Here is a 21,952-nt window from a genome sequence, read left to right as displayed (position 1 = left end):
CGCTTCCCCCCGGAGGTCGTGCGGTGAGATCACGTGACGTCATCTTCCTCAGCACCGACGGCGACTCGATGGGCGGGTCCCAGCGGGTCATCCACACCCTCGCCCAGGGCCTCGGCTCGCGCGGGCACCGGGTCGACCTGATCAGCATCAACCCCTCCCGGCAGCCGCAGACCTACGTCGCCGACCCCCTCTACCGGCGCACCACGCTGTACGACACGCCCGCCCCCGAGGTGACCGCCCGCCCGTTCCCGTGGCGCGGGGCCAGGCAGCGGAGGACCCCGGAGGAGGTCGCCGCCGCCCGTCGGAAGCTGCTGCGGCTGACGGACCGGATCGGCGACGGCTACCTGGTCATCGCCTCGCCCTGGGCCGCCCACTGGATCTCCGACCTGCCCATGCCGCACCTCGCCAAGATCGGCCAGTACCACCAGTCGTACACCGAGGCGGTGGACTCCCCGAACCTCAGGCTGATCAAGAAGCACTACGCGCACCTCGACAAGGCGCTGTTCCTCTGCGACGACTACGCCGAGTCCTTCGCCGGACACCGGCTCGCCAACTGCGGGACCATGCTGAACCCGGTCGGCGTCTTCCCCGAGGAGGCGGCCCCGCTGCGCAACCCGCGGATCGTCTCGGCGGGACGGCTGGTCAGGGTGAAGCGGATCGACCTGCTGATCGACGCCTTCGCCGCCGCCGTCCCGGCCGTCGCCGAGCCGTGGGAGCTGCACATCATCGGCGACGGGCCGCTCCGGGCCGCCCTGGAGGCGCAGGCCGCGCGGACCGGGCTCGGCGACCGGATCGTCTTCCGCGGGCAGGTCGGGAACATCGAGGCCGAGTACCTGGACGCCTCCATCGTCACCCTGAGCAGCGACTTCGAGGGGTGGGGGCTGGTCCTCGCCGAGGGCGCGGCCTGCGGGCTGCCCGCCGTGGCCTGCGACGCCTCCGCCGGGGTGCGGACCCTGGTCGCGGACGGGGACAACGGCATGCTGGCCGAGCCGGGCAACACCGGGAGCTTCGCCGCCGCGCTGGAGCGCCTCATGTCCGACGCCGAGCTGCGCCGCAGGATGGGGGCGAGGGGCAGGGAACGGATGAGGGAGTACCGGCTGCCCCGCGTGCTGGACCGGTGGGAGGCGCTGTTCGACGAGCTCGACCGCTGACGGCCGGGTCCCGGGGAGCCTCGCTCCGTCTCGACCGGTTTGGGGATCGCCGTACCGATCATCACGGTTTTCCCAGCGCGCTTCGGCAGGAGGCTGATGCCGTCGTCGGGCGCGCCCGACCCGTTACACGCGTCCATGACCTGGGAAAACGTCAGGTTTGTGCCGGGCGGGGCGGTGCGGCCCGGTCACCGGCGGGGCGGGCCTTTCACAGGACATCGTGACGCTTCAGCCCCGGGAGGCATCAGGCGTCTCGATAGGATGCCCATTCGACCGACGTCGATTTGACCCGGAGCTCCCCTCATGAAGTCTCCTGTCCGAATGTTGCTGGCCGCATCCTGCGCGCTGGCCATGATCTCCATCCCGACCACCGCGTGGAGCGCGGACCAGCCCAGAACGACGGCCACGACGGCGGGCAAGGCCAAGCCCGCTCCCAAGGCCACCACCACGCCCAAGCCTGCTCCCAAGCCCGTGCCCGTGGACTGCGCGAAGGTGAAGTGCATCGCGCTCACCTTCGACGACGGCCCCGGCAAGTACGCGGACAAGCTGCTCGACACCTTCAAGAAGTACAAGTCCAAGGCGACGTTCTTCCTTGAGGGCCAGTACGTGAAGTCCCGCCCCGCGTTCGCCAAGCGGATGGTCACCGAGGGCCATGACATCGGTAACCACAGCTACAGCCACCCGCACCTGCGGGAGCTGTCGGAAGACAAGATCCGCGAGGAGCTGAACAAGACCCAGGACATCGTCAAGAAGTCCACCGGGAAGTACCCGACGACGATCCGCCCGCCCTACGGCGAGTTCGACGAGCGGGTCGCGGCGATCGCCACCGAGATGGGCATGCCGATCGTCCTGTGGAACGGCGGTTCGCGGGACTGGGCGACCAAGAACGAGAAGGCCATCTACGACGAGGTGCTCAAGAACGCCAAGCGTGACGGGGTCATCCTCATGCACGACTGGGTTCCGCAGACCGTCACGGTGATGCCGAAGCTGCTGGCCGCCCTGCAGAAGCAGGGATACCACATCGTGGCGGTCTCCTCGCTGCGCGGCGCCAAGGCCACTAAGGCCGGGGACGTCTACCCGGTCGGCTCCGAGAAGGACAAGGACCTGTCCTCCGAGTCGCCCACCGGCGACCCGGACGACTACGCCCAGTCCCCCGAGGACGGCCTCTGAGCCACCGCCTCACCCGGCGGGGCGTCTCCGGACGCACCCGGCCCGCGAGCCAGCCGCCTGCCCAGCCGCTGCATGGGAAGCTCCACGTAGCGGTGGGTGAGCTGACTCAGGCCGAGCACCACCAGCACGAACGCCGCCGAGAGTGACAGCTGCACCACCTGCCCCGCGTCCCGTACGTCGCCGACGACGGCGTGCGTGAGCCGCAGGAGCGGGTGGTGCAGCAGGTAGACCGAGTAGCTGACCAGGCCCAGCCAGACGAGGAACCTGGGCAGCCGCCGCTCGCGCAGCGCCATCGCGACCGCGAACGTCACCCCGGCCAGCGCCATGGTCGCGAACCACGGCCCCGGCCGCACCCACCACCAGCCCGCCTGCCCCGACCAGACCGGGGCCAGCGCCACGAGCACGGTCGCCGCCGCCACCGGCCAGAGCCCGCCCGCGCCCTGCTCCCAGCGGCGGATCGCGGTCCCGGCGAACATCACCGCGAGGATCGCCGCCCCCAGCCACGGCACGAAGCCCGAGAAGATCAGCAGCACCAGCGCCATCGCGCCCAGGACGTACGCGGCGGCCTTCTGGAACCGGCCGCTGATCAGGAACGCCAGGCCCGCGAAGAACAGCACGCCGGACACGTACGCCGGCCAGGGGCCCGTCAGCAGCGGCCCCGTCAGCAGCAGCCCCGCCACGACCGCGACGGCGCCGAAGCCCACCGCGTAGGTCCCGCTCGCGCGGTGCGCCCCGCCGACGAACAGCGCGGTGACGACCAGGTAGAAGACCATCTCGTAGGAGAGCGTCCACATGGTGTCGGCCAGGCCGCCCAGGTGCACCACGTCCAGCAGCATCGTGGCGTGCGCGGACACCGACGACAGGTCCCTGGGCACCTGCTCGCGGACGGGCATCCAGATCGCCATGACCAGGACGGCCACCGCGACGAGCAGGTAGATCGGGTACAGCCGGAACACGCGGCTGATCCAGAAGGCCCTGACGTCGCCGCGCCTCTCCAGCGAGACCGGGATGATGTAGCCGCTGACCAGGAAGAACACCAGGACGCCGTACATCCCGAGGTTGAACCAGTACGGTCTCAGGGCGGGCATGAACCAGGGCAGCAGGTGCTCCAGCAACACGGCGACCGCGCCGATGCCACGCAACGCGTCGAGCCACGCCAGGCGGGCGACGGGGGTCGAGGGGGAGTCTGCGCCGCCCGGGGAGCCGGTGGGGGTGGTGGAGGACACCCACCCCAACTTACCGCCCGGCACCTCGCGAAACGGTGCCAACCGCCGGGGAGGCCCGCTCCCCGGCCGCTTGCCGTCAGGCACCTCGCGAAACCGCCGGGGAGACCCGCTCCCCGGCCGCTTACCGCCCGGCACCTCGCGAAACCGTGCCAACCGCCGGGGAGACCCGCTCCCCGGCCGTGACCTCGGGGATGCCTACTCCCACTCGATGGTGCCCGGGGGCTTGCTCGTCACGTCGAGCACGACCCGGTTGACCTCGCGGACCTCGTTGGTGATGCGGGTGGAGATGCGGGCGAGCACGTCGTACGGGACGCGCGACCAGTCGGCGGTCATGGCGTCCTCGCTGGAGACCGGGCGCAGCACGACCGGGTGGCCGTAGGTGCGGCCGTCGCCCTGGACGCCCACCGAGCGGACGTCGGCGAGCAGGACGACCGGGCACTGCCAGATGTCGCGGTCGAGACCGGCTCGGGAGAGCTCCTCGCGGGCGATGGCGTCGGCCTCGCGGAGGATCTCCAGGCGCTCGCGACTGACCGCGCCGACGATGCGGATGCCCAGCCCGGGGCCGGGGAACGGCTGGCGCCAGACCATGGCGGCGGGCAGGCCCAGCTCCTCGCCGGCCCGGCGCACCTCGTCCTTGAACAGCGCGCGCAGCGGCTCGACCAGCGAGAACTGGAGATCGTCGGGGAGGCCGCCCACGTTGTGGTGGGACTTGATGTTGGCGGTGCCGGTGCCGCCGCCCGACTCGACCACGTCCGGGTAGAGGGTGCCCTGGACGAGGAAGTCGACGGGGCCGTCGGCGATGATGGCGCGCTGCTCGTCCTCGAAGACCCTGATGAACTCGCGGCCGATGATCTTGCGCTTCTCCTCGGGGTCGGTGACCCCGTCGAGCGCCTTCAGGAAGCGCTCCTGGGCGTCGACCACGCGGAGCTTGACACCGGTGACGGCCACGAAGTCGCGCTCGACCTGCTCGGCCTCGCCCTTGCGCAGCAGCCCGTGGTCGACGAAGACGCAGGTCAGCCGGTCGCCGATGGCCCGCTGGACCATGGCGGCGGCCACCGCGGAGTCGACGCCGCCGGAGAGGGCGCAGATGGCGCGGCCCTCGGGGCCGATCTGGGCGCGGACGGCCTCGACCGCGTCCTCGACGATGTTGAGCATCGTCCAGGAGGGGCGGCAGCCCGCGGCGTCGAGGAAGCGCTTCAGCACGGCCTGGCCGTGCTCGGAGTGCAGGACCTCGGGGTGGAACTGGACGCCGTACAGGCCCAGCTCGGGGTGCTCGAAGGCGGCGACGGGGGTCTGGGCGGTCGCGGCGGTGACGGTGAAGCCCTCGGGGGCGGCCGAGACGCTGTCGCCGTGGGACATCCAGACCGACTGGGTGGCGGGCAGCCCCGCGAAGAGCACGCCCTGCCGCGCGACGTCGAGGTGGGTGCCGCCGTACTCGGCGGTGCCGGTCCTGGCCACCTCCCCGCCGAGCTCCTGGGCCATGACCTGGAAGCCGTAGCAGATGCCGAAGGTCGGCACGCCCGTCTGGAACAGGCCCGCGGGGGCGGCCGGGGCCCCCTCGGCGTACACCGACGAGGGACCTCCGGACAGGATGATCGCCTTGGGCTTCTTGGCCATCATCTCCTCGACCGGCATCGTCGAGGGGACGATCTCCGAGTAGACGTGGCATTCACGCACCCTTCGCGCGATCAGCTGCGCGTACTGCGCGCCGAAGTCGACGACCAGGACCGTGTCGAACTCAGACACCAAGACCCCCAAAAGGAACAGAGCGGTGCCGCCAGTCTATCGGCGCCCGTCAGCGCACCCGCTGGTAGCCGGAAAGATCTCCCACTCCCGTGTCCCGTACGGCCTGTCCCATACGGTCGGAAAGATCTACCGTCACCCGCGGCCGGGAAGGACTCCCCCGCCGGCGCTCTCACCCACCTGGTCCGCCTGGTCTGCACGATCTGCACGGTCTGCGCGGTCTGCGCGGTCTGCACGGTCTGCGTGGTCCGCATCGGTCGCACGATCAACCTGGCCGGGGAACAGGGGCAGCGCCCCGGCGATCAGGGCCTCGGTCTGCTCGCGCAGGGCCTCGGCGTGGCCGGGGTGGGTGAGGACCAGGAAGCGCTCCTCGCGGATGGCGGCCACCGCGGCGAGCGCCACCTCGGCCGGGTCGACGCCCCCCTCCACCAGACCGTCGATGATCGCGGAGGAGACCGCCTCGTCCTCGGTGCGCTCGGCGGCCACGAGGTTCTCCGGCCGGAGGCGGCCGGAGTTGTTGAGGCCGGTACGCACCCCGCCGGGGCACAGCGCGGTCACCCGGAGCCTGGACCCGGCCGTCGCGAGATCCTGGGCGAGGGACTGCGAGGCGGCGAGCGCGGCGTACTTCGAGACCGCGTAGGGGCCGAGATAGGGCACGGAGAACAGGCCCGCGGCGGAGACGGTGTTGAGGATGTGGCCCTCGGTGTCCTGGTCGATCATGCGGGGTACGAAGGCCCGGATCCCGTGGAGCACGCCCCACAGGTTCACCCCGAACATCCAGGCGACGTCCTCCGGCTCCCGCGTCCACATCCGGCCGCCCTGGAAGACCCCCGCGTTGTTGCACAGCACGTGGACCGCGCCCAGCTCGCCGAACGTACGGTCGGCGAGGTGGTTCACGGCCACCGGGTCGGAGACGTCGGTGATCTCGGTGAGCACCTTGCCCCCGAAGCCCCCGAAGCCCCCGAAGCCCCCGGACCCCCCGGAGCCCTCGGAGCCCCCGAGGCCCCCGAGGCCCCCGAGCGTCCTGTCCTCCGTCGCACTTCCCCGGTCCGCGCTTCCCCGGTCCGCGCTCTCCCTGTCCACGCTCCCCTCCACCAGCGAGGCGGTCTCCGCGGGGCCGCCGGGATCGACGTCGGCGAGCATGAGGGACATCCCCTCCGCGGCCAGGCGCAGCGCGAGCGCCCTCCCGATCCCGCTGCCCGCGCCCGTGACGACCGCGACCTTGCCCGACAGTTCACGCATGGCGCTTCCTCCAGCATCGTGGCTCACGCATCGTGTTACCTCCGGACCGGCGGTTCACACCTCGCGCCCGGTTCGTACCGCACCCGGCGACAGTTCGGGCACAAAGCTCTCGTACCCGGCGGCAGTTCGGGCGCGAGGCTAACGTGAGACCCATCGACAATCGAGGAGGTCGCCGATGACCGGTACCGGAGTCGTCGTCACCGGTGGGGCGTCGGGGATCGGCAGGGCCTGCGCGCTGGCGCTCGCCGAGGCCGGGCGCCCGGTGGCGATCTGGGACCTGGACGAGAGGGGCGCCAAGGAGACCGCCTCGCTCGCCGCCGCGAAGGGCGTCACCGCGGTCGCCGTCCCCGTCGACGTCACCGACTCGTCGGCCTTCCCCGTCGCGACCGCCACCAGCCGCGACGCCCTCGCCTCGATCGGCGGCCTCGTGCACGCGGCCGGGATCGCGGCCCCCATGGCCCTCGGCGACCTGACCGAGGCCTCGTGGGACGCGGTGCTCGACGTCAACCTGCGCGCGCACGCCCTGCTGGTCAGGGCCCTGCTGGAGGACCTGCGCGGCCAGGAGGGCTCGGCGGTCGTCGGCATCTCCTCGATCGAGGGCCTGGTCGGGCAGGCGTTCATCCCGGCCTACTGCTCGTCCAAGGCGGGCATGCTCGGCCTGACCCGCTCGATGGCCCACGAGCTCGCGCCGATCCGGGTCAACGCCGTCTGCCCCGGCTACGTCGACACCCCGATGCTCACCGCCGCCACGGGCGGCGACGCGCGCTATCTGGAGTCCTTCACCCGCAGGTCGATCTTCGGCCGCCTGGGCCGTCCCGCCGAGGTCGCCGCGGCCGTACGGTTCCTGATGAGCGACGAGGCGTCCTTCATCACCGGCACCCACCTGGTCGTCGACGGCGGCGCCACCGCCGTCGACCGCTGAGCCCGCACCGCCCGCCACCGTGACCGCCGTGACCGCCGTGACCGCCTTCGACCGCTGAGCCCGCGCCGCCCGACGCCCCGCCCGGACGGTCGTACGAGACCCGCGCAGAGCCCGCACCGGCCGTCCTGACGGCGACCCGAGTGCTACCGCAGGGCGTGGTCGAGCAGGCCGAGGGGCGGGGAGCCGAGGGCGAGCATGGCGGTGTGGAAGCGGTTGAGGCCGAAGCCCGACCCCCATTCGGCCCTGGCGCGGTCGCGGAGGTCGAGGATCTCCAGCTTGCCCCAGGTGTAGCGGCCGTAGGTGGGGTCGAAGGTGGCCCGCGCCGCCTCCGAGTGGGCCGCGGGACCGGCGATGTGGGTGTCGGCGGCGAAGCGGCGGGCGCCCTCCTCGACGGTCATCGCGCCGGAGTGCACGCCGATCGCGCAGGCCAGCCGGGTCACCCGGATGAGCGCCTCCAGCCACACGCCGATCTCGAAGCGCGGGTCGTCGGGGGCGAAACCCTCCTCGACGCAGAGCTCCTCCGCGTAGTGCGCCCAGCCCTCCGCGAAGGCCAGCGACATCAGCGTCCGCCGCACGTCGGAGCGGACGTGGCGCAGGGCGCGGCCGTGGGAGAAGTGCCCGGGGGCGACCTCGTGCACGTTGATCGCGGGAAGCGTGGTCTCGCTGAAGACCTCCAGCCACTCCTCGATGTCGCGCTCGGGCCACGAGGGGTCGGGCGGGGTGACGTGGTACCACGAGGGGCCGTCGGGCTCGGCGGGCGCCGACCAGCTCATCATGGCCATCGCCCACCGGCGCGACTCGGGCGCGATGCCGACCCGGCACTCCCCGTCGTGGTGGGGGACCAGGTCCTTCTCCCTGGTGAAGGCGATCGCCCGCTCGGTGCCGATCCTGGCCGCCTCGATCACGCCGTCGGGGCCGGGGTGCTGCCTGACGAGCTCGCGCGCGACCTCCAGCGGCGGCCGTCCGGCGAACCCCAGCGCGGCGCAGGACTCCGTCAGCCGGGCCATCAGGCGGTCGCGCTCGGCGTCGGCGCGCTCGGCGAGCCGTCCCAGGTCGACAGGGAGACCGTCGCCGGTGCCCATGAGCGCGGCGAGCCCCTCGGCGCCGAGGGAGGCGTCCGGGTCTCCGGTGTGCGCGGCCTTCTCGACGTGCTGCACCAGCCGGGCGTGCGCCCTGAACGCCGCCTCGCGCACGCTCTCCTCGGCGTCCCCGGGCACCCCGGCGGCCAGGCCGCGCACCGCCCCGAGCAGGGCGGTCGCTACGGGGGCGCTGAGCAGGTCGAGCGAGGCGACCGCGTTGTCCACCGCCTCGGGCCAGCGGGCCAGGTGCGCGAGCTTGGCGGCGTGCCGCTCGGCCTCGGGGGCGTACTCGCGGTCGTAGGTGGCCAGGTCGAGGTTGCCGAGGTGCTCCAGGGGGCTGCGGCGGTGCAGTTCCAGCTCGCCGAACTGCACCCGGACGGCCTCCTCGAAGATCTGCAGGTGCGCCGCGTCGTACGGGTCGCCGGGCAGGGGGCCCCTGCCCAGCGCGGCCAGCCCGGCACGCACCCCCTCCGGCGACAGGTCCTGGATCAGGCCGTCGTACTCGTGCCGCCCGGCCATTTCCCGGACGCCGGAGACGGTGAGGTCGCACACCGCGCGCAGGCGGCCGTCGAGTTCGGTCATGGACGCGACGCTATATCAGGAGGGCTCTTCCGAGCCCGGGAACGACACCCGTGCGTCCGAGGGCGTACCTGGTGCACGTCCACGTGAAGCCGGGGTGCGGCGGACCGGAATTAATATATGGGAATATGAAATAAGCGGATTAAATGTTAGGCAGGCCGCTCCCGCCGAACGAGAAGTGCGTACTTTTACGTGGCGCACCCTATATCCACCGTGTTTTCGTATTGCCCAGCGCCGGCAGGCGGAAGAACGCGGCGGCTCCGCCGATCTCACATATGCGCGATCACCACGACGCGGTCCCGGTGACGGGACCGGCGACGTCCGCGTCCCCGGCGTGACCCACGCCACCGGCGTGACTCCCCGACGCGAGCACCTCGCGCGTCCCTCACCCGCGTGACACGAATTCCCGGGCAGCGTGTTTCCCGTACGACGTGTTTCCCGTATGACGCGTTTCCCGTACGACGTGTTTCCCGTACGACGTGTTTCCCGTATGACGCGTTTCCCGTACGACGTGTTTCCCGTACGACGTGTTTCCCGTATGACGTCGAACCGTGACAGCCGAAGGATGACCTCCCGTGAGAATCCCCCCGGGCGACAGCGCCCTTCTGCGTGACATCGCGATCGCAGAGATCGGCCGGTTCCCGGCCCGCGACTGGTCGGTCGGCGACGGGGAGTTCTGGTGCCTGGTCGTTCCCGGCGGATACGCGATGCCCGCGCAGGGCTGGAAACTCCACGTCTCCGCGACGATGCTCTCCGCCCCGATCGTGCTCTCCCGGGTCGTACGGGTACTGGCCGCCGAGGGATGCGCCTTCAAGTTCCCCGCGCGGCTGGCCGACTACTGGGAACTCCTCGCCCCCCACTGCGCCCGCGCCCAGGCGGGGAAGTTCGTCACCGCCTACCCGCCGGGCAGCGCCGAGGCGGCCCGGCTGGCGCCGCTGCTCGACGAGGCCACCCGGGGGCTCCCCGGCCCGGCGATCCTGTCGGACCGTCCCTACCGGCCCGGCGGGATCGTCCACTACCGCTACGGCGCCTTCGGCGGGCACCGGGTGCTCGGCAACGACGGTTTCTACGAGATCCGGCTCCGCACCCCGGAGGGGGCGACGATCCACGACGAGCGGCTGCCACACTTCTCCCCGCCCTCCTTCGCCACCTCACCGTTCACCACTCCCGGCACCCCCGGGAGGCCGGAGCGGCGCGCAGTGATGCTGAACGGCCGTTTCGTGGTCCGCGAGGCGGTGCGACACGCCAACAGGGGCGGCGTGTACATCGCGGAGGACACCGAGAGCGGCGCCGAAGTCGTGATCAAGGAGGGCCGGCCGCACGCCTCGTCCGACCTCGGGGGCCGGGACGCGCGCGACCGGCTGGCGGCGGAGAGGTCGCGGCTGGAGGCCCTGGCGCCCAGCGGGGTCGTCCCGGCCGTGGTCGACTTCTTCGAGCAGGGCGGGCACGCGTTCCTCGTCGAGGAGCGCGTGCCCGGGACGACGCTGCGGCGCTGGTCCGAGGGGAACGCCGGACCCCTCGGGCACGACGGCTTCGGGAACGGCGCCGCCGGGGTCCTGCCGATCCTGCGGCGCCTCGTCGACGCGCTGCGGGCCGTCCACGACCTCGGCCACGTCTTCCGCGACCTCTCGCCGGACAACGTGATGCTCCTGCCCGGCGGCGACCTCCGGCTCGTCGACCTGGAGCACGCGACGGTGTCGGGCGACATCGTCATGATCGGCGGAACCCCCGGTTACCTGGCCCCGGAGCTGGTGCCGCACACCGGCGAGCTCCGGCCGGCCCCGGGAGAGGCCGCCGACCTGTTCGGCCTCGGCGGGCTGGCGTACTTCCTCGCGACCGGCGCCGGGCTGGAGCTCCCCGAGGACGGCGCGACGGGCCCGGCCCGCGGGCGGCGCCTCCTCGACCACGTCGCCATGGTGTCCGCGGCCAACCCCACCCTCGCCCTCCTCCGTCCCATGGTCGAAGGGCTGGTCACCGAACCGGAGGAGCGCTGGTCCCTGAGCCGCTGCGCGAGGTACCTGGACACGCTCGACCCGGCGGCCCCCGCCACCGGCACGAAGGCGCGACCGGACGGCGTACGACGAGCTGACCTTTCGATGACGGACGGGGTACGACGGGCGGACCTCCTGCTGGCGGACGGGCTGGCATGGCTGGTGGAGACCATGGACCCCCGGGAGGACAGCCCGTCGCCGTGGCCCAACGCGGTCGGCGGGGTCGGCGGGGCTCGCCGCCCGCTCCGGGACGGCGGAGGGAGAAGCGGTCCGCGCCCGGCGCGGCCACGAGATCGGCGAGGGGGTGAAATCGATGTCGTTCGACGTTCAGGACCTTCAGGGTCTTCAGGAGCGCGAGCCGGCCTCCAGCGAGGCGGGCCGCGTCACGAACTGCCGTATCCACATGTTCTGCACCGACAACTGATCACACGGGCCCCCTGCCCTCTCCGCGGCCGGGCAGGGGGCCCTCGGCCGCCGCGTCCTTACCCCTGTTCGCGAAGTCCCGCGACGATGACCTCCAGGGCGGACCGGGGAGCCCGGCCGAGCAGGCTCCGCAGGTCTCCGCCCGTCGCGTCCATGAACCCGTTCGCGATCGAGGAGTAGGTGCTCACCAGCATCGGGACCTGGAAGGGCGCCAGGCCGAGGGCGGTGAACGCCTCGCGGGCCCCGGCGAGGGTGCCGGGCTCGTACGATACGGCTCCTCCCGTGGCCTCGGTGAGGGCCGCGGCCAGCTCCGCGCCGCCGACCACCTCCTCCCCGACCAGCTCGTAGGTCCGGCCCGCGTGCGCCGGGGCGCCGGTCGTGACCAGGGCGGCCACGTCGGCCAGGTCCTCGCGGGCCACCGCGGCCAGCCGCCCGGAGCCCAGCGGCGCGGTGATCCTGCCGTCCGCGACGGGCGCGAGCGTCGCGAGCAGTTCGGCGTAGAGGCCGTTGCGCAGGATCGTCCAGCTCGCGACCCCCTCGCGGAGCCTGCGCTCGGTCCAGCGGTGGGCGAGCGCGTAGGCCAGGTGGTCCCCGGCGGCGCTGAGGCTGGTGTAGACGATGTGCGAGACCCCCGCCTTCTCCGCCGCCTCGATCGCCGCGCCGTGCCTGGCGATCACCACGTCGTCCTCGCCGTAGCCAGCGGAGATCAGCAGCAGCGTGTCCACCCCGGCGAAGCCCTCCGCCAGCGAGGCGGGGTACCCGAAGTCGATCAGCCGGGTCGGTCTCCCCGTGGCGACCGCCTCCGGGGCGCGGCTGCCGATCACCACGTCGTCCCGCCCGGCCAGCCGCGCGGCGACGAGCCGTCCCAGCGCGCCCGTCGCCCCTGTCATGAGAATCATGGAATCTCCCCGCGTGAGTGGTTCTCTCCGGTAACCGGGTCCATCATCGACAACCAGGGCACATGGCATAAGGAGGCACTTTGATGTCAGTCGGGCACACGGCGGTAACCACGGAGCCGGTCGTCTCCTGCGGGGGCGAGGACTGCGGCATCCGCGAGGTCCTCGACCGGATCGGCGACAAGTGGTCGGTGCTGGTGGTCGTGGAGCTGGCCCGGGGGGTGCGCCGGTTTCGCGAGCTCCAGCGGGCCGTGCCCGGCATCTCGCAGCGGATGCTCACGCTGACCGTACGCCGCCTGGAGCGCGACGGCCTGGTCTCCAGGACCGTCCACGCCGTCGTCCCGCCGCAGGTCGACTACGAGCTGACCCCGTCCGGCCACAGCCTCACCCACCTGTTGCGGACCCTCGTCGACTGGTCGGCCGAGCACCGCGACGGCATCGCCGAGTCGCGCCGCCGCTGGGACGCCGCCCACCCCGACTCCGGAATCCACTGAGGCTCAGCGAAAACCGGGTGCGGCCTCCGGTGCGGCGATGCGGTCGAGCAGCGCCTCCAGCGTCTTGTCGTCCGTGGCGGGGGCCATCACGGCGATCCGCAGGTGGCGGACCCCGCCGATCTCGGCCGAGGTCAGCTGGAAGGCGCCGTCCTCCATCAGGCGCTCGCGGATGTCCGCCTGGTCGCCGGTGCCGTACCGGAAGCAGACGATGTTGCTCTCCGGCTCGTACGGGCACTCGAAGCCCGGCCGCTCGCGGGCCAGTTCCCAGAAGCGGTGCGCGGTGGCGTAGCGGCTCGCGACGTACTCGCCCAGGCCCCGCTCGCCCCGCCAGGCCAGGTTGAGGAAGACCTTCAGGCCCAGCTCGGCCTTGCTGCACTCCACGGTCCTGCCGATGAGGTCGAAGCCCTGCTCCCCGTAGAACAGGTAGCTGGCCCGCTGCCGGAAGGCCGCGTCCAGGTCGCCCTCGCGCCGGGTCAGCACCGCCGCGGCCAGGCTGGAGGTACGCAGCATCTTGTGCGCGTCCCAGATCAGCGAGTCGGCGAGGTCGATCCCGTCGAGCAGGTGGCGGTGCTCCCCGGACAGCAGCGCGGAGGCGCCGTGGGCGCCGTCCACGTGGAACCAGACGCCGTTGGCGGCGCAGAACTCCCCGATCCCGCGCAGGTCGTCGTAGAGACCGGTCCCGGTCGCGCAGGCGTTCGCCACCAGGGCCATCGGCCGCCGTCCCGCCCGGCGCACCCGTTCCAGGGCCTCGGGCAGGCGGGCGACGTCGATCCTGCCGAGCCCGTCCACCTCCAGCGGCACCACGGCCCGCTCCCCCAGGCCGAGGATCGCGGCGGCGCGGGTGAGCGAGTAGTGCGACGACGCCGGAGCGAGCAGCGCGAGGTCGCCGGGGACGCCCTCGGTCCACGCCTCCGGGGCCGCCGACGCCCGCGCGGCGAGCAGCGCGGTGAGGTTGGCCAGCGAGCCGCCGTGGGTCAGCACCCCACCGCCCGACTCGCCGAAACCGGCCTTGTCCAGCATCCAGCGCAGCACCTCGAACTCGACCGTCGCCGCCGAGGCGCCCATCTCGTAGATCGCCATCGGGTTGTTGTGCGCGCCGTGCACGAAGTCGGCGAGCGCCGTGGGGAAGTCGGGGACGGCGACCTGATGCCCGAGGTAGGCGGGATGATGCAGCCGGGTGCCCTCGGCGAGGTAGGTGCGCAGGAACTCCCGGTACCTCTCCGGCGTCATCCCGCCCTCGCGGATCCACCGGACGAGCCCGAGCCGCTCGGCCAGCTCGCGCGGGGGCCTGCGGCGGATGACCGGTGTCGCCCCCCGCTGGCTCTCGTCGACGTAGGTGGCCAGTTCCTCGACGGTCACGGACGCCGCGTTCACGAATTCCTCAACATTCCATGTCACACGGGGATACTGGTGGAATTCACGACGGCTCGCCATGTGAGCCGAATTCGACGGAGGTGAACCCGGTGAGCGTCGAATTGGATTCGGTGGACCGGCGGATTCTGGCCGAGCTGCAGAAGGACGCGCGGCTCCCCAACAAGGACCTGGCCGAACGGGTGGGCGTCGCCCCCTCCACCGCGCTGGAGCGGGTGCGCTCCCTCAGGAGGCGCGGGGTGATCGGCGCCTTCCGCGCCGAGGTCGACCCGGCGACGCTGGGCCGCCCCCTGCAGGCGCTGCTCGCCCTGCGGGTCCGGCCGCACACCAGCCAGCTCGTCGACCCGCTGCGGGCCTTCGTCCTGGGCCTGCCCGAGACCATCGCCCTGTTCCACGTGGCCGGCCCTCAGGACTTCCTGGTCCACGTGGCGGTCGCCGACGCCGACCGCCTGCACCGCCTGCTGCTGGAGAAGTTCCTGGTCCGGCCCGAGATCGTGCACGTCGAGACGACCCTCATCTACCGCACCGAGACCCAGCCCATCCAACGCCCCACCGGCTGACCCCGTTCGGAAAGAGGACCGCGGCCTAGACGGATGTGGAGGAGGCCGCTTCCGTCTCCGCGGGCGCGCCTTCAACGGGCTTCCGGCCGTCGATGCCCAAGGCGATCAGCAGACGCCACACGTCGGTGGACGGGTCACGTTGGAGGACCTGGCACTCCGGGGCATGTCCGGAACGGGCCGCCCACTCCTGGGGAGACTCCGGTTCGGCCTCAAGGTCGACCGGCCCGATCTTCGCACGACCGGGCGCGCAGGACCCCTGGGCGCAGGAGGCCACCAGACTCCGGGCGTGCGCCACCGCCTTGCCCTCCAGTCCTTTCAGGGCGTCGCGGCGGGCGCCCCTGATGCTCTTCTCTCCCTTCTTGCCATACTCCTTGAAGGCGTCCGCCCCCCTGGCCTGCCGCAGCTTCTCGACCACGACCTTGCCGCTGCCGCTCTGCGCTCCCCCGAACATCTGGAAGTGCAGCAATAACCACAGGTCGAACGACGGGTGTGAGAACGCGAGCTCGACCCTGGAGGCGGCGGCGGCCTTGACCGCCTGCGGGATGTCGTTCCACCGATCACGGTCGAAAAGCGCCCATGCCTCGTCCTCACCCGCGACCTTCCGTACGGCTTCGACGATCCCCGAAGGCGTCCTCCCATCCCTGCGGGGGACGAGCTGGATTCGGAAAGGTTGCCGTCCCCGGTCGCCGCCGTCCCCGAACTGGTCGTTCAGGTAGTCCAGGTAGTCCGGTTCGGTGGACTCGCCCTCGCAGGCCACGTACAGCACCCGCACCTCACGCGAGTGCGAACCGGGCCTCGGAGCCAGCGGGCGCTCGTCTTCCAGACGTCCGCGTCTTCTCCGCCTTCCCGGTTCCCGCTCCTTCCCCGTCCGCTTGCTCACGCCGTCGCCTTCGCCTCTTGCCCGGACAGTTCACGGACGATTTTTCCGGCGGTGACCCGAGGTACTCCGCCGTAGCGGCCACGCAGGTAACCGCGCTCCAGGTTCTCCTCCTTGCGTGGCCTGGCCTCTGTAAGCGGGTACAACTCCGTCTCTCCCGAGCGTTGTTTCACCGTGATCCACACCTGATCACGGTTGAGCGGCCTGTCGAGCACCTCGCTGCCCAGCAGGGTCGCGTCATGCGTCGTGAAGATCAATTGTGCGCCACGCGGGTTGGACGCGGGGTTCTGGAAGACTCGCACGACCTCGGCCGCGAGTGTCGGGTGCAGGCTCGAATCCAGCTCGTCCACCAGCAGGACCGACCCCCGGTCCAGCACCGTGAGCATGGGCCCGAGAAAGGCGAACCAGGCGTGGGTGCCCAGGGACTCCTCCGTGTGGAAGTCCAACGCCGCCTCTCCGCCGTCCGGTGTGCGATGCCATAACCTGATCTCGCCGGTCTCGGGGTCCGTGTCGAGGCGGGTCACCCCCAGGTCGGCCGACTGCAGCAACCGCGTGATCCGCCGGCGGTGGTTCTCCTCCTGATCCGAGCGTGTGAGGAGCCGTTTGGTCCAGTCCACCCGGGCGCCGAGATCTCCTCCCGGTGTCACCGGCCACAGGTCGTTGAGGAACCACCTGTGCACGGCCGACAGCTGGGGATCGTTGAGGGTCGCCCCGACGGACAGGAACAGGGCGTTGGGACGGGTCAACCTGACCAGGGCTTCCCGTTCTCCCCTGAAGCCCTCTCCCCTGAAGATGAATTCCCCTCCCTCCGACTCAGTACGGCCCGCCTCCCGGTCGAACCAGACGTTGCGGCGGCCGTGCGGATAGGAGTGCAGCCACTCCGCCTCCACCCGCTCGTCCGACAGCTCGAAGCCATAGGTATAGCGGACAGGATCCCTGCCCAGGGCGAGATCCACCTCGAACAAGGTCGTCTCCTCGCGCGAGGCGGGATCGAGCTTGAAGGGTTGCCGGGGAACCACCTCCGGCACCTTGGCCCAGTCGGCGAAGGAGTCTCGCACCGCGTCGCGCATGAGCCGGAAAGCACTGAGCAGGTTCGACTTCCCCGACGCGTTGGCTCCGAACACACCCGTCACAGGTTGCGCCGACACGTCTCGCCCACGGTGTTTGAGACCGGTCCTGCGTCCCGCGCCCTCATCGAACTCCGTCGCGATCAGCGACAGCTCATGCTCATTACGGATGGACCGGTGGTTGGCCACCCGGAAACGGATAAGCACCGTAGACCTCCTGCCGAGACAGGGATTTATGCACCGTCATCTACATTCTGGTGCACAAAACCTGCGCGTAACAGCCTATGACGCTCCCCCAACGGATGCCAGCACAGGATTACCATGTCCCATGACTGTCTACAGTTTCGAACTCCACTTCACTGCTCCGAGCGGTGAGACGGTGATCGACGCCTTGTACGAGGCCGGATGGGACGACGCCACGGTGTCGTTCGACCCCGTCGCGGGAGGGCCCGGCGTCGCGGCGTTCGACCGCGAGGCCGGCGGGGCGGTGGAGGCGATCGCGTCCGCGATCGTCCAGGGGCGCTCGGCGGGAGTCGAGGTGACCGGGGTGAGCGAGGATCTCGTGACGCTCACCCAACACCGGCCACAGTCCGACTCCCGGGCTCAGGACGATGTCCAGGCGGCCAGGTGAGTCGTTCAGGAGGGAAGCCACCAGCGGGCCCAGACGGTTTTGCCGGGGTGGTCGTGGAGCGGCGTGATGCCGGAGGCGTGGGAGAGGGCCTCGACGATGGTGAGGCCCCGGCCGTGCGGGGCGTCGGTGTCCAGACGGAGGTGCCGGGGCTGTCCCGGCCCATGGTCGGTCACCTCCAGAAGGAGTTCGCCGGCTCCGGCCCGTAGGGAGAGGGCGGCGGGGGCGGCGCCGTGGACGACGGCGTTGGCGAGAAGCTCCCCGGCCACGAGGACCACGTCGTCGGCGAGGTGTGCCAACATCCAGGCGGTGAGGGTGTCGTCCACCAGAGCGCGAATCTTGGCGATCGCCGAGGGGTCGTGAGGCACGTCCCAGCAGGCGGTACGGGGGGCGTCCGGGACGTCTGGCATCGTGGCTCCTTGCTTTCGTCTGTTGTCTGTCGTGGTGCGTGTTTCCGCCCTCGTCAGGGTGGCGAGAGAGTGACATGTCCGTGTCTCGCGAACGCGGGGATTGATCGCCAGGAGATGCGGTTCCGGCGGCCCGACACCCATTCCCCACCCCTCTTTCTGGACATTTCTGGCGATTCAGAAATTGGCTTTCGAGCGTTCTCTGCGACATGCACGAGAAAGCCTCTAAGGCGGCCTTCCTGGCTCACGAAGTACTTCACAGAGTGCCCCCAAAGGAGCTACGTTGAGTAGCGGAACGTCAGCACACAGCTAAGACAGTTTGTGTTCGGCTGTGCTTTTCTGTGCCGCTGGAGTGGTTCCCCATTCGTCGGACGGAGATGAAATGTCCGCATTCTCTGAAGCCAATGGAGCCGCGAAGCCTCTGGTCGTCTTCGGCGCCGAAGTGCGCAGACATCGGAGAAGAGTCGGGCTGTCGCAGGATCGGCTGGCGGAGATCATCCAGTTCAGCCAGAGCCTGATCGGCTTCATCGAGAGGGGCGAGCGCACGCCCAGCCGCAACTTCGCCCAGCGCTGCGACGACGCCCTGGAAGCAGGTGGGGAGATCATCAACCTGTGGACGCACATCACCCGCGCGGCGAGCCCTCAGTGGTTTCGCGGCTGGCTGGACATCGAGCAGGGAGCGCACACCCTGCACACCTGGGAACCGCTCGTCGTCCCAGGTCTTCTCCAGACCGAGGAATATGCAAGATGGGTCATCCGTGGCGAGCCCGGCATAACCAACGAACAGGTGGAGAAGGCTGTCGCCGCCCGGATGGAACGACAGGCGATCTTCACTCGCGACGTCCCGCCGATGTTTCGTGCGCTATTGGACGAAGGCGTTCTGCGCCGTCCGATCGGCGGAAAGGAAGTCATGCGTCGGCAACTCGAACGTCTTGTGGAGGCGGTGGAGTCTCCGCGAATCGGCATCCAGGTTATCCCCATGGCGCTGGGAGTGGCGACAGGCCTTCTCGGCGGTTTCGCCATCGCACAGCTTCCGGGAAGTCCGGACAATGTTTATATCGAATCCACAATTTGCGGACACGTGACAAATCGCTCGGAAGATGTCGAAGCTATCCACAGCAGATATGACGCTCTGCGAGCTGAGGCACAACCTCAGTCCGTGTCCGTCGATTTGATCAGAGAGGCGGAGAAACTGTGGATCTGAGCGATGAGCTGAGGACTGCGACCTGGCGCAAGGCCACCAAGAGTGGATCAAACCAGGGAAACTGCCTTGAGGCGGCCCCGCTGTCCGGCGGGAGGGTCGGCCTGCGTGACACTGAGGCCCCTGAGAAGGCGCCGTTCGTGGTGAGCGCCGGGGTCTGGGACGCGTTTGTCGACGGGGCGAAGAAGGGCGAGTTCGACTTCTAGCCTCCGCTCCGAAAACAGGAGAGCTTCCTGGTCAACGATCAGGAAGCTCTCCTCGTACGGATCAACTCCAAGCGTGTCGGGGCTTTGGCCGCGACTCATGGCCGCGACGTGACGCAGAGCGGGCTCTCACCTTCCAGACATCCGCGTCCTCTGCCCCCGCCGCGCCGGCCGGGGCATTTGGCTTTGACAGCAGCGGCGAAGGCCCTGACCTCCCTGGGATCACTCGAAAACGAGCACTTCCAAAAGGCTTAACCAGGTTCCTGACGGTTCAGGCGGGATACCCGGTAGCGGGCGTGTTCCGACACCACCTGGAGGATGTCGACATCGCGATGAGGGGCGGGCCATATCTGGAGGTGAAAAGAGTCGATGGGCTCCTTGGACCTCAGGTCGCGGGCCCGGTCCATGTCGCGGGCGTGGTAACGCAGGCGGTACCAATCGGTTTCGGACGGCAGCGGCGGTAGTTCGATGCTCTTGTGGTCACCCCAGGAATCGACGTGGAGAGGGGGGATGTCGATCCGCAGACTGGCCTCGACCACGTCCTCGTATTCCCGCAGGAGCGGTTCGGGCTCGTGGTGGTGGAGGGATACGGTCAGGTTGACGTTTCCCACGGCGAGGCCGGTGACGAGGAAAGCTCCTCCTCGTGCGGTTCGCAGGATGCCCGCATCCGAATCCGCCGGTACTCCCGGTGCCGGGGTTTCGGGCCGGTACGGGTTCCCGTCGTGCAGGTAGAACTGTGCGTAGTTCACCGGAAATTCGGCACGGATGAAGGTGTTCTCGGCGTCCCCGGGCACGACGGTCCCAGCTGGTCTGTTCACGCGGTTCCTCTTGGTGACGGTTGACGCGGTGGTCCCGCGATCCGGAAAACCAAATCACAGGACCACGAAACCCGCTTGTGTTTCGGCCTACCAGGTGAGGTCAAGGCGACTTCACCGTGGCCGGCCTCACGGCGGGACCGGTGCCTGCCGTCAGGTGATTCCCACGATGGGCAGCCGCAGGGCTCCGGAGGCAGCGGCCGGGACGGCGGGGTTCCTGGGGGCGACGGGCGACAGGCGGGTGTACGGGGAACCCTGGGCCGGGCGCGGGTCGGGCTCGCCTCGGTTGGGCCACAGTGCCATCGCCCGCTCGGCCTGGGCGGTGATGGTCAGGGAGGGGTTGACGCCCGGGTTGGCGGAGACGGCCGAGCCGTCGACGACGTGCAGGCCCTCGTAGCCGTGGACCCGGTGGTAGGGGTCGATCACCCCGGTGTCGCGCCCGGCGCCGATGGCGCAGCCGCCCAGGAAGTGGGCGGTGGCCGGGATGTCGAACAGGTCGAGCCAGGAGCCCGCGGGAGTGCCGCCGACCTCCTCGGCCGCGTGCCTGACGAACTCGTGACCGGCGGGCAGCCAGGTGGGGTTGGGCTCGCCGTGGCCCCGCCCGGAGCGCAGCCTCCGGCCGAACAGCCCCCGGCGGGAGGACAGGGTGATCGAGTTGTCCTTGGCCTGCATGACCAGCGCGATGATGCCGCGCTCGGACCACCGGCGGTGGTTGAGCAGCCTCGCCACCCGGTGCGGCGCGCGCAGGGCCTCGCCGAGGAACTTGAACCAGCGGGGCGCGCCGCCGCCGTCGACGAGCAGGGCGCGGAGCATGCCCATCGCGTTGGAACCGTCCCCGTAGCGGACCGGCTCGATGTGCGTGTGGGCGTCGGGATGGATCGAGGAGGTGATCGCCACCCCCCGGTTGAGCTTCTCCCCCTCGACCGACGGGCGCTCGAAGCCGAGCAGCGCCTCGGAGTTGGTCCTGGTGAGGGTGCCCAGGCGGTCGGAGAGCCGGGGCAGCGCCCCCGAGGCCTTGAGCCGGTGCAGCAGGCGCTGGGTGCCGTACGTCCCCGCCGCGAGGACCACGTACTCGGCGGTGAGCGCGCGGCGGCGCCAGGGCGCGCCCGTCCCGCGCGTCTCGACGCGGTAGCCGCCCTCCACCGGGACGACCGAGGTGACCGTGGTCTCGGGGAGAACCGTCGCCCCGGCCCGCTCCGCCAGGTGGAGGTAGTTCTTGACCAGCGTGTTCTTGGCCCCGTGGCGGCAGCCCGTCATGCACTCGCCGCACTCGGTGCAGCCCCTGCGGCGCGGCCCCGCCCCGCCGAAGTAGGGGTCGTCCACCTCCACGCCGGGCGCGCCGAAGAAGACGCCGACCGGCGCGAGGTGGAAGGTGTCGCCCACGCCCATCCGCTCGGCGACCGCGCGCACCACCTCGTCGGCCGGGGTGACCGTCGGGTTGAGCGTCACTCCCAGCATGCGTGAGGCCTGGTCGTAGTACGGGGCCAGCTCGGCCTTCCAGTCGGTGATGGACGACCACTGCGCGTCCCGGAAGAACGCGTCCGGCGGCTCGTAGAGGGTGTTGGCGTAGACCAGGGAGCCCCCGCCGACCCCGGCGCCCGCCAGGACCATCACGCCGGTGCCCTTCTCACCCCGGAGCACGTGGATGCGCTGGATGCCCTTCAGGCCCAGCGCCGGGGCCCACAGGAAGTCACGGATCCGCCAGGAGGTCTTCGGGAGCGCGGCGTCGTCGAAGCGGCGCCCGGCCTCCAGCACGGCGACCCGGTAGCCCTTCTCCGTCAGCCGCAGCGCCGAGACGCTCCCGCCGAACCCCGACCCGATCACCAGCACGTCGTAGTCGAACACGACGGCTCCTTTCCAGTGACGCCCCGAACACCGCCGTAGCTCCCGGCGGCCTCCGGTGACCGTGA

At 70.7% G+C, this 21,952-nt stretch carries 19 protein-coding genes and 1 pseudogene; 9 read left to right on the top strand and 11 right to left on the bottom strand.

Features of this window, described 5'->3' with window-relative positions:
• The first annotated feature begins 23 nt into the window (after window positions 1-23).
• Together ACFYWM_RS22075 and ACFYWM_RS22070 are read left to right on the top strand one after the other, a co-directional pair.
• Entirely contained in the window at window positions 24-1,151 is a 1,128-nt protein-coding gene (locus ACFYWM_RS22075) for a glycosyltransferase (RefSeq protein ID WP_389917309.1), read from the top strand.
• Window positions 1,152-1,469: 318 nt separating this feature from the next.
• The gene (locus tag ACFYWM_RS22070) at window positions 1,470-2,318 is read left to right on the top strand and encodes a polysaccharide deacetylase family protein (protein ID WP_389917308.1); all 849 of its coding nucleotides are present in this window, start codon (window positions 1,470-1,472) and stop codon (window positions 2,316-2,318) included.
• Here ACFYWM_RS22070 and ACFYWM_RS22065 read toward each other — a convergent pair.
• The 3 genes from ACFYWM_RS22065 to ACFYWM_RS22055 all read right to left on the bottom strand — a co-directional run bounded on the left by ACFYWM_RS22065 (window position 2,288) and on the right by ACFYWM_RS22055 (window position 6,529).
• Entirely contained in the window at window positions 2,288-3,544 is a 1,257-nt protein-coding gene (locus ACFYWM_RS22065) for an acyltransferase family protein (protein WP_389917307.1), read from the bottom strand. The genes ACFYWM_RS22070 and ACFYWM_RS22065 overlap by 31 nt on opposite strands.
• A gap of 195 nt (window positions 3,545-3,739) precedes the next feature.
• Entirely contained in the window at window positions 3,740-5,311 is a 1,572-nt protein-coding gene (guaA, locus tag ACFYWM_RS22060) for a glutamine-hydrolyzing GMP synthase (RefSeq protein ID WP_389917327.1), read from the bottom strand.
• A 111-nt stretch (window positions 5,312-5,422) separates the two neighbouring features.
• Window positions 5,423-6,529 (bottom strand): SDR family NAD(P)-dependent oxidoreductase, encoded by a 1,107-nt coding sequence (locus tag ACFYWM_RS22055; protein WP_389917306.1) that lies wholly within the window; start codon window positions 6,527-6,529, stop codon window positions 5,423-5,425.
• A gap of 175 nt (window positions 6,530-6,704) precedes the next feature.
• Between ACFYWM_RS22055 and ACFYWM_RS22050 the strand changes: the two genes are divergently transcribed.
• Window positions 6,705-7,451 (top strand): SDR family NAD(P)-dependent oxidoreductase, encoded by a 747-nt coding sequence (locus tag ACFYWM_RS22050; protein WP_389917305.1) that lies wholly within the window; start codon window positions 6,705-6,707, stop codon window positions 7,449-7,451.
• Between the two features lie 143 nt (window positions 7,452-7,594).
• Here ACFYWM_RS22050 and ACFYWM_RS22045 read toward each other — a convergent pair whose 3' ends face one another.
• Window positions 7,595-9,112 carry a DUF885 family protein gene (locus ACFYWM_RS22045; protein ID WP_389917304.1) on the bottom strand — a complete coding sequence of 506 codons (1,518 nt, stop codon included), beginning with the start codon at window positions 9,110-9,112 and terminating at the stop codon, window positions 7,595-7,597.
• Window positions 9,113-9,816: 704 nt separating this feature from the next.
• Between ACFYWM_RS22045 and ACFYWM_RS22040 the strand changes: the two are divergent.
• A pseudogene (locus tag ACFYWM_RS22040) lies at window positions 9,817-10,941 on the top strand (hypothetical protein); the annotation flags it as partial.
• A 641-nt stretch (window positions 10,942-11,582) separates the two neighbouring features.
• Here ACFYWM_RS22040 and ACFYWM_RS22035 read toward each other — a convergent pair.
• On the bottom strand, window positions 11,583-12,422 hold the full coding sequence (locus ACFYWM_RS22035; protein WP_389917303.1) for an NAD(P)H-binding protein: 840 nt from the start codon (window positions 12,420-12,422) through the stop codon (window positions 11,583-11,585).
• 83 nt (window positions 12,423-12,505) lie between these two features.
• Between ACFYWM_RS22035 and ACFYWM_RS22030 the strand changes: the two genes are divergently transcribed.
• Complete coding sequence (locus ACFYWM_RS22030) at window positions 12,506-12,913, top strand: winged helix-turn-helix transcriptional regulator (protein ID WP_389917302.1); 408 nt, start codon at window positions 12,506-12,508, stop codon at window positions 12,911-12,913.
• Between the two features lie 3 nt (window positions 12,914-12,916).
• Here ACFYWM_RS22030 and ACFYWM_RS22025 read toward each other — a convergent pair whose 3' ends face one another.
• A complete protein-coding gene (locus ACFYWM_RS22025; RefSeq protein ID WP_389917301.1) occupies window positions 12,917-14,311 on the bottom strand; it encodes a pyridoxal phosphate-dependent decarboxylase family protein in 1,395 nt (464 codons plus the stop codon).
• Window positions 14,312-14,376: 65 nt separating this feature from the next.
• Here ACFYWM_RS22025 and ACFYWM_RS22020 point away from each other — a divergent pair, with 65 nt between their 5' ends.
• A complete protein-coding gene (locus ACFYWM_RS22020; RefSeq protein WP_389917300.1) occupies window positions 14,377-14,844 on the top strand; it encodes an Lrp/AsnC family transcriptional regulator in 468 nt (155 codons plus the stop codon).
• Window positions 14,845-14,869: 25 nt separating this feature from the next.
• On the opposite strand, the gene ACFYWM_RS22015 is transcribed toward ACFYWM_RS22020, so the two are convergent.
• A complete protein-coding gene (locus ACFYWM_RS22015; RefSeq protein WP_389917299.1) occupies window positions 14,870-15,616 on the bottom strand; it encodes an RloB family protein in 747 nt (248 codons plus the stop codon).
• 104 nt (window positions 15,617-15,720) lie between these two features.
• On the bottom strand, window positions 15,721-16,995 hold the full coding sequence (locus ACFYWM_RS22010) for an ATP/GTP-binding protein (protein WP_389917298.1): 1,275 nt from the start codon (window positions 16,993-16,995) through the stop codon (window positions 15,721-15,723).
• Window positions 16,996-17,116: 121 nt separating this feature from the next.
• Here ACFYWM_RS22010 and ACFYWM_RS22005 point away from each other — a divergent pair, with 121 nt between their 5' ends.
• The gene (locus ACFYWM_RS22005) at window positions 17,117-17,419 is read left to right on the top strand and encodes a hypothetical protein (RefSeq protein ID WP_389917297.1); all 303 of its coding nucleotides are present in this window, start codon (window positions 17,117-17,119) and stop codon (window positions 17,417-17,419) included.
• A 5-nt stretch (window positions 17,420-17,424) separates the two neighbouring features.
• On the opposite strand, the gene ACFYWM_RS22000 is transcribed toward ACFYWM_RS22005, so the two are convergent.
• Entirely contained in the window at window positions 17,425-17,826 is a 402-nt protein-coding gene (locus tag ACFYWM_RS22000; RefSeq protein ID WP_389917296.1) for an ATP-binding protein, read from the bottom strand.
• Window positions 17,827-18,205: 379 nt separating this feature from the next.
• On the opposite strand from ACFYWM_RS22000, the gene ACFYWM_RS21995 reads away from it, so the two are divergent.
• Together ACFYWM_RS21995 and ACFYWM_RS21990 are read left to right on the top strand one after the other, a co-directional pair.
• Complete coding sequence (locus tag ACFYWM_RS21995) at window positions 18,206-19,027, top strand: Scr1 family TA system antitoxin-like transcriptional regulator (protein ID WP_389917295.1); 822 nt, start codon at window positions 18,206-18,208, stop codon at window positions 19,025-19,027.
• Window positions 19,018-19,230 carry a DUF397 domain-containing protein gene (locus ACFYWM_RS21990; RefSeq protein WP_389917294.1) on the top strand — a complete coding sequence of 71 codons (213 nt, stop codon included), beginning with the start codon at window positions 19,018-19,020 and terminating at the stop codon, window positions 19,228-19,230. Before ACFYWM_RS21995 ends, ACFYWM_RS21990 begins: the two co-directional genes overlap by 10 nt.
• Before the next feature lie 248 nt (window positions 19,231-19,478).
• Here ACFYWM_RS21990 and ACFYWM_RS21985 read toward each other — a convergent pair whose 3' ends face one another.
• The gene (locus ACFYWM_RS21985; RefSeq protein ID WP_389917293.1) at window positions 19,479-20,045 is read right to left on the bottom strand and encodes a hypothetical protein; all 567 of its coding nucleotides are present in this window, start codon (window positions 20,043-20,045) and stop codon (window positions 19,479-19,481) included.
• A 150-nt stretch (window positions 20,046-20,195) separates the two neighbouring features.
• The gene (locus ACFYWM_RS21980; protein WP_389917292.1) at window positions 20,196-21,887 is read right to left on the bottom strand and encodes a GMC family oxidoreductase N-terminal domain-containing protein; all 1,692 of its coding nucleotides are present in this window, start codon (window positions 21,885-21,887) and stop codon (window positions 20,196-20,198) included.
• Window positions 21,888-21,952 lie beyond the last annotated feature (65 nt).

Source organism: Streptosporangium sp. NPDC002721, assembly GCF_042888905.1.
Taxonomy (GTDB): Bacteria; Actinomycetota; Actinomycetes; order Streptosporangiales; family Streptosporangiaceae; genus Streptosporangium.
Note: the sequence above shows the minus strand (reverse complement) of the source record. Positions and strands in the feature narration are given on the sequence as shown.

Coding starts and splice junctions, on each gene's coding strand:
- ACFYWM_RS22030 (WP_389917302.1), top strand. CDS start 12,506: ATGTCAGTCGGGCACACGGCGGTAACCACGGAGCCGGTCGTCTCCTGC.
- ACFYWM_RS22045 (WP_389917304.1), bottom strand. CDS start 9,112: ATGACCGAACTCGACGGCCGCCTGCGCGCGGTGTGCGACCTCACCGTC.
- ACFYWM_RS21995 (WP_389917295.1), top strand. CDS start 18,206: ATGTCCGCATTCTCTGAAGCCAATGGAGCCGCGAAGCCTCTGGTCGTC.
- ACFYWM_RS22050 (WP_389917305.1), top strand. CDS start 6,705: ATGACCGGTACCGGAGTCGTCGTCACCGGTGGGGCGTCGGGGATCGGC.
- ACFYWM_RS22005 (WP_389917297.1), top strand. CDS start 17,117: ATGACTGTCTACAGTTTCGAACTCCACTTCACTGCTCCGAGCGGTGAG.
- ACFYWM_RS22070 (WP_389917308.1), top strand. CDS start 1,470: ATGTTGCTGGCCGCATCCTGCGCGCTGGCCATGATCTCCATCCCGACC.
- ACFYWM_RS22000 (WP_389917296.1), bottom strand. CDS start 17,826: ATGCCAGACGTCCCGGACGCCCCCCGTACCGCCTGCTGGGACGTGCCT.
- ACFYWM_RS22055 (WP_389917306.1), bottom strand. CDS start 6,529: ATGCGTGAACTGTCGGGCAAGGTCGCGGTCGTCACGGGCGCGGGCAGC.
- ACFYWM_RS22035 (WP_389917303.1), bottom strand. CDS start 12,422: ATGATTCTCATGACAGGGGCGACGGGCGCGCTGGGACGGCTCGTCGCC.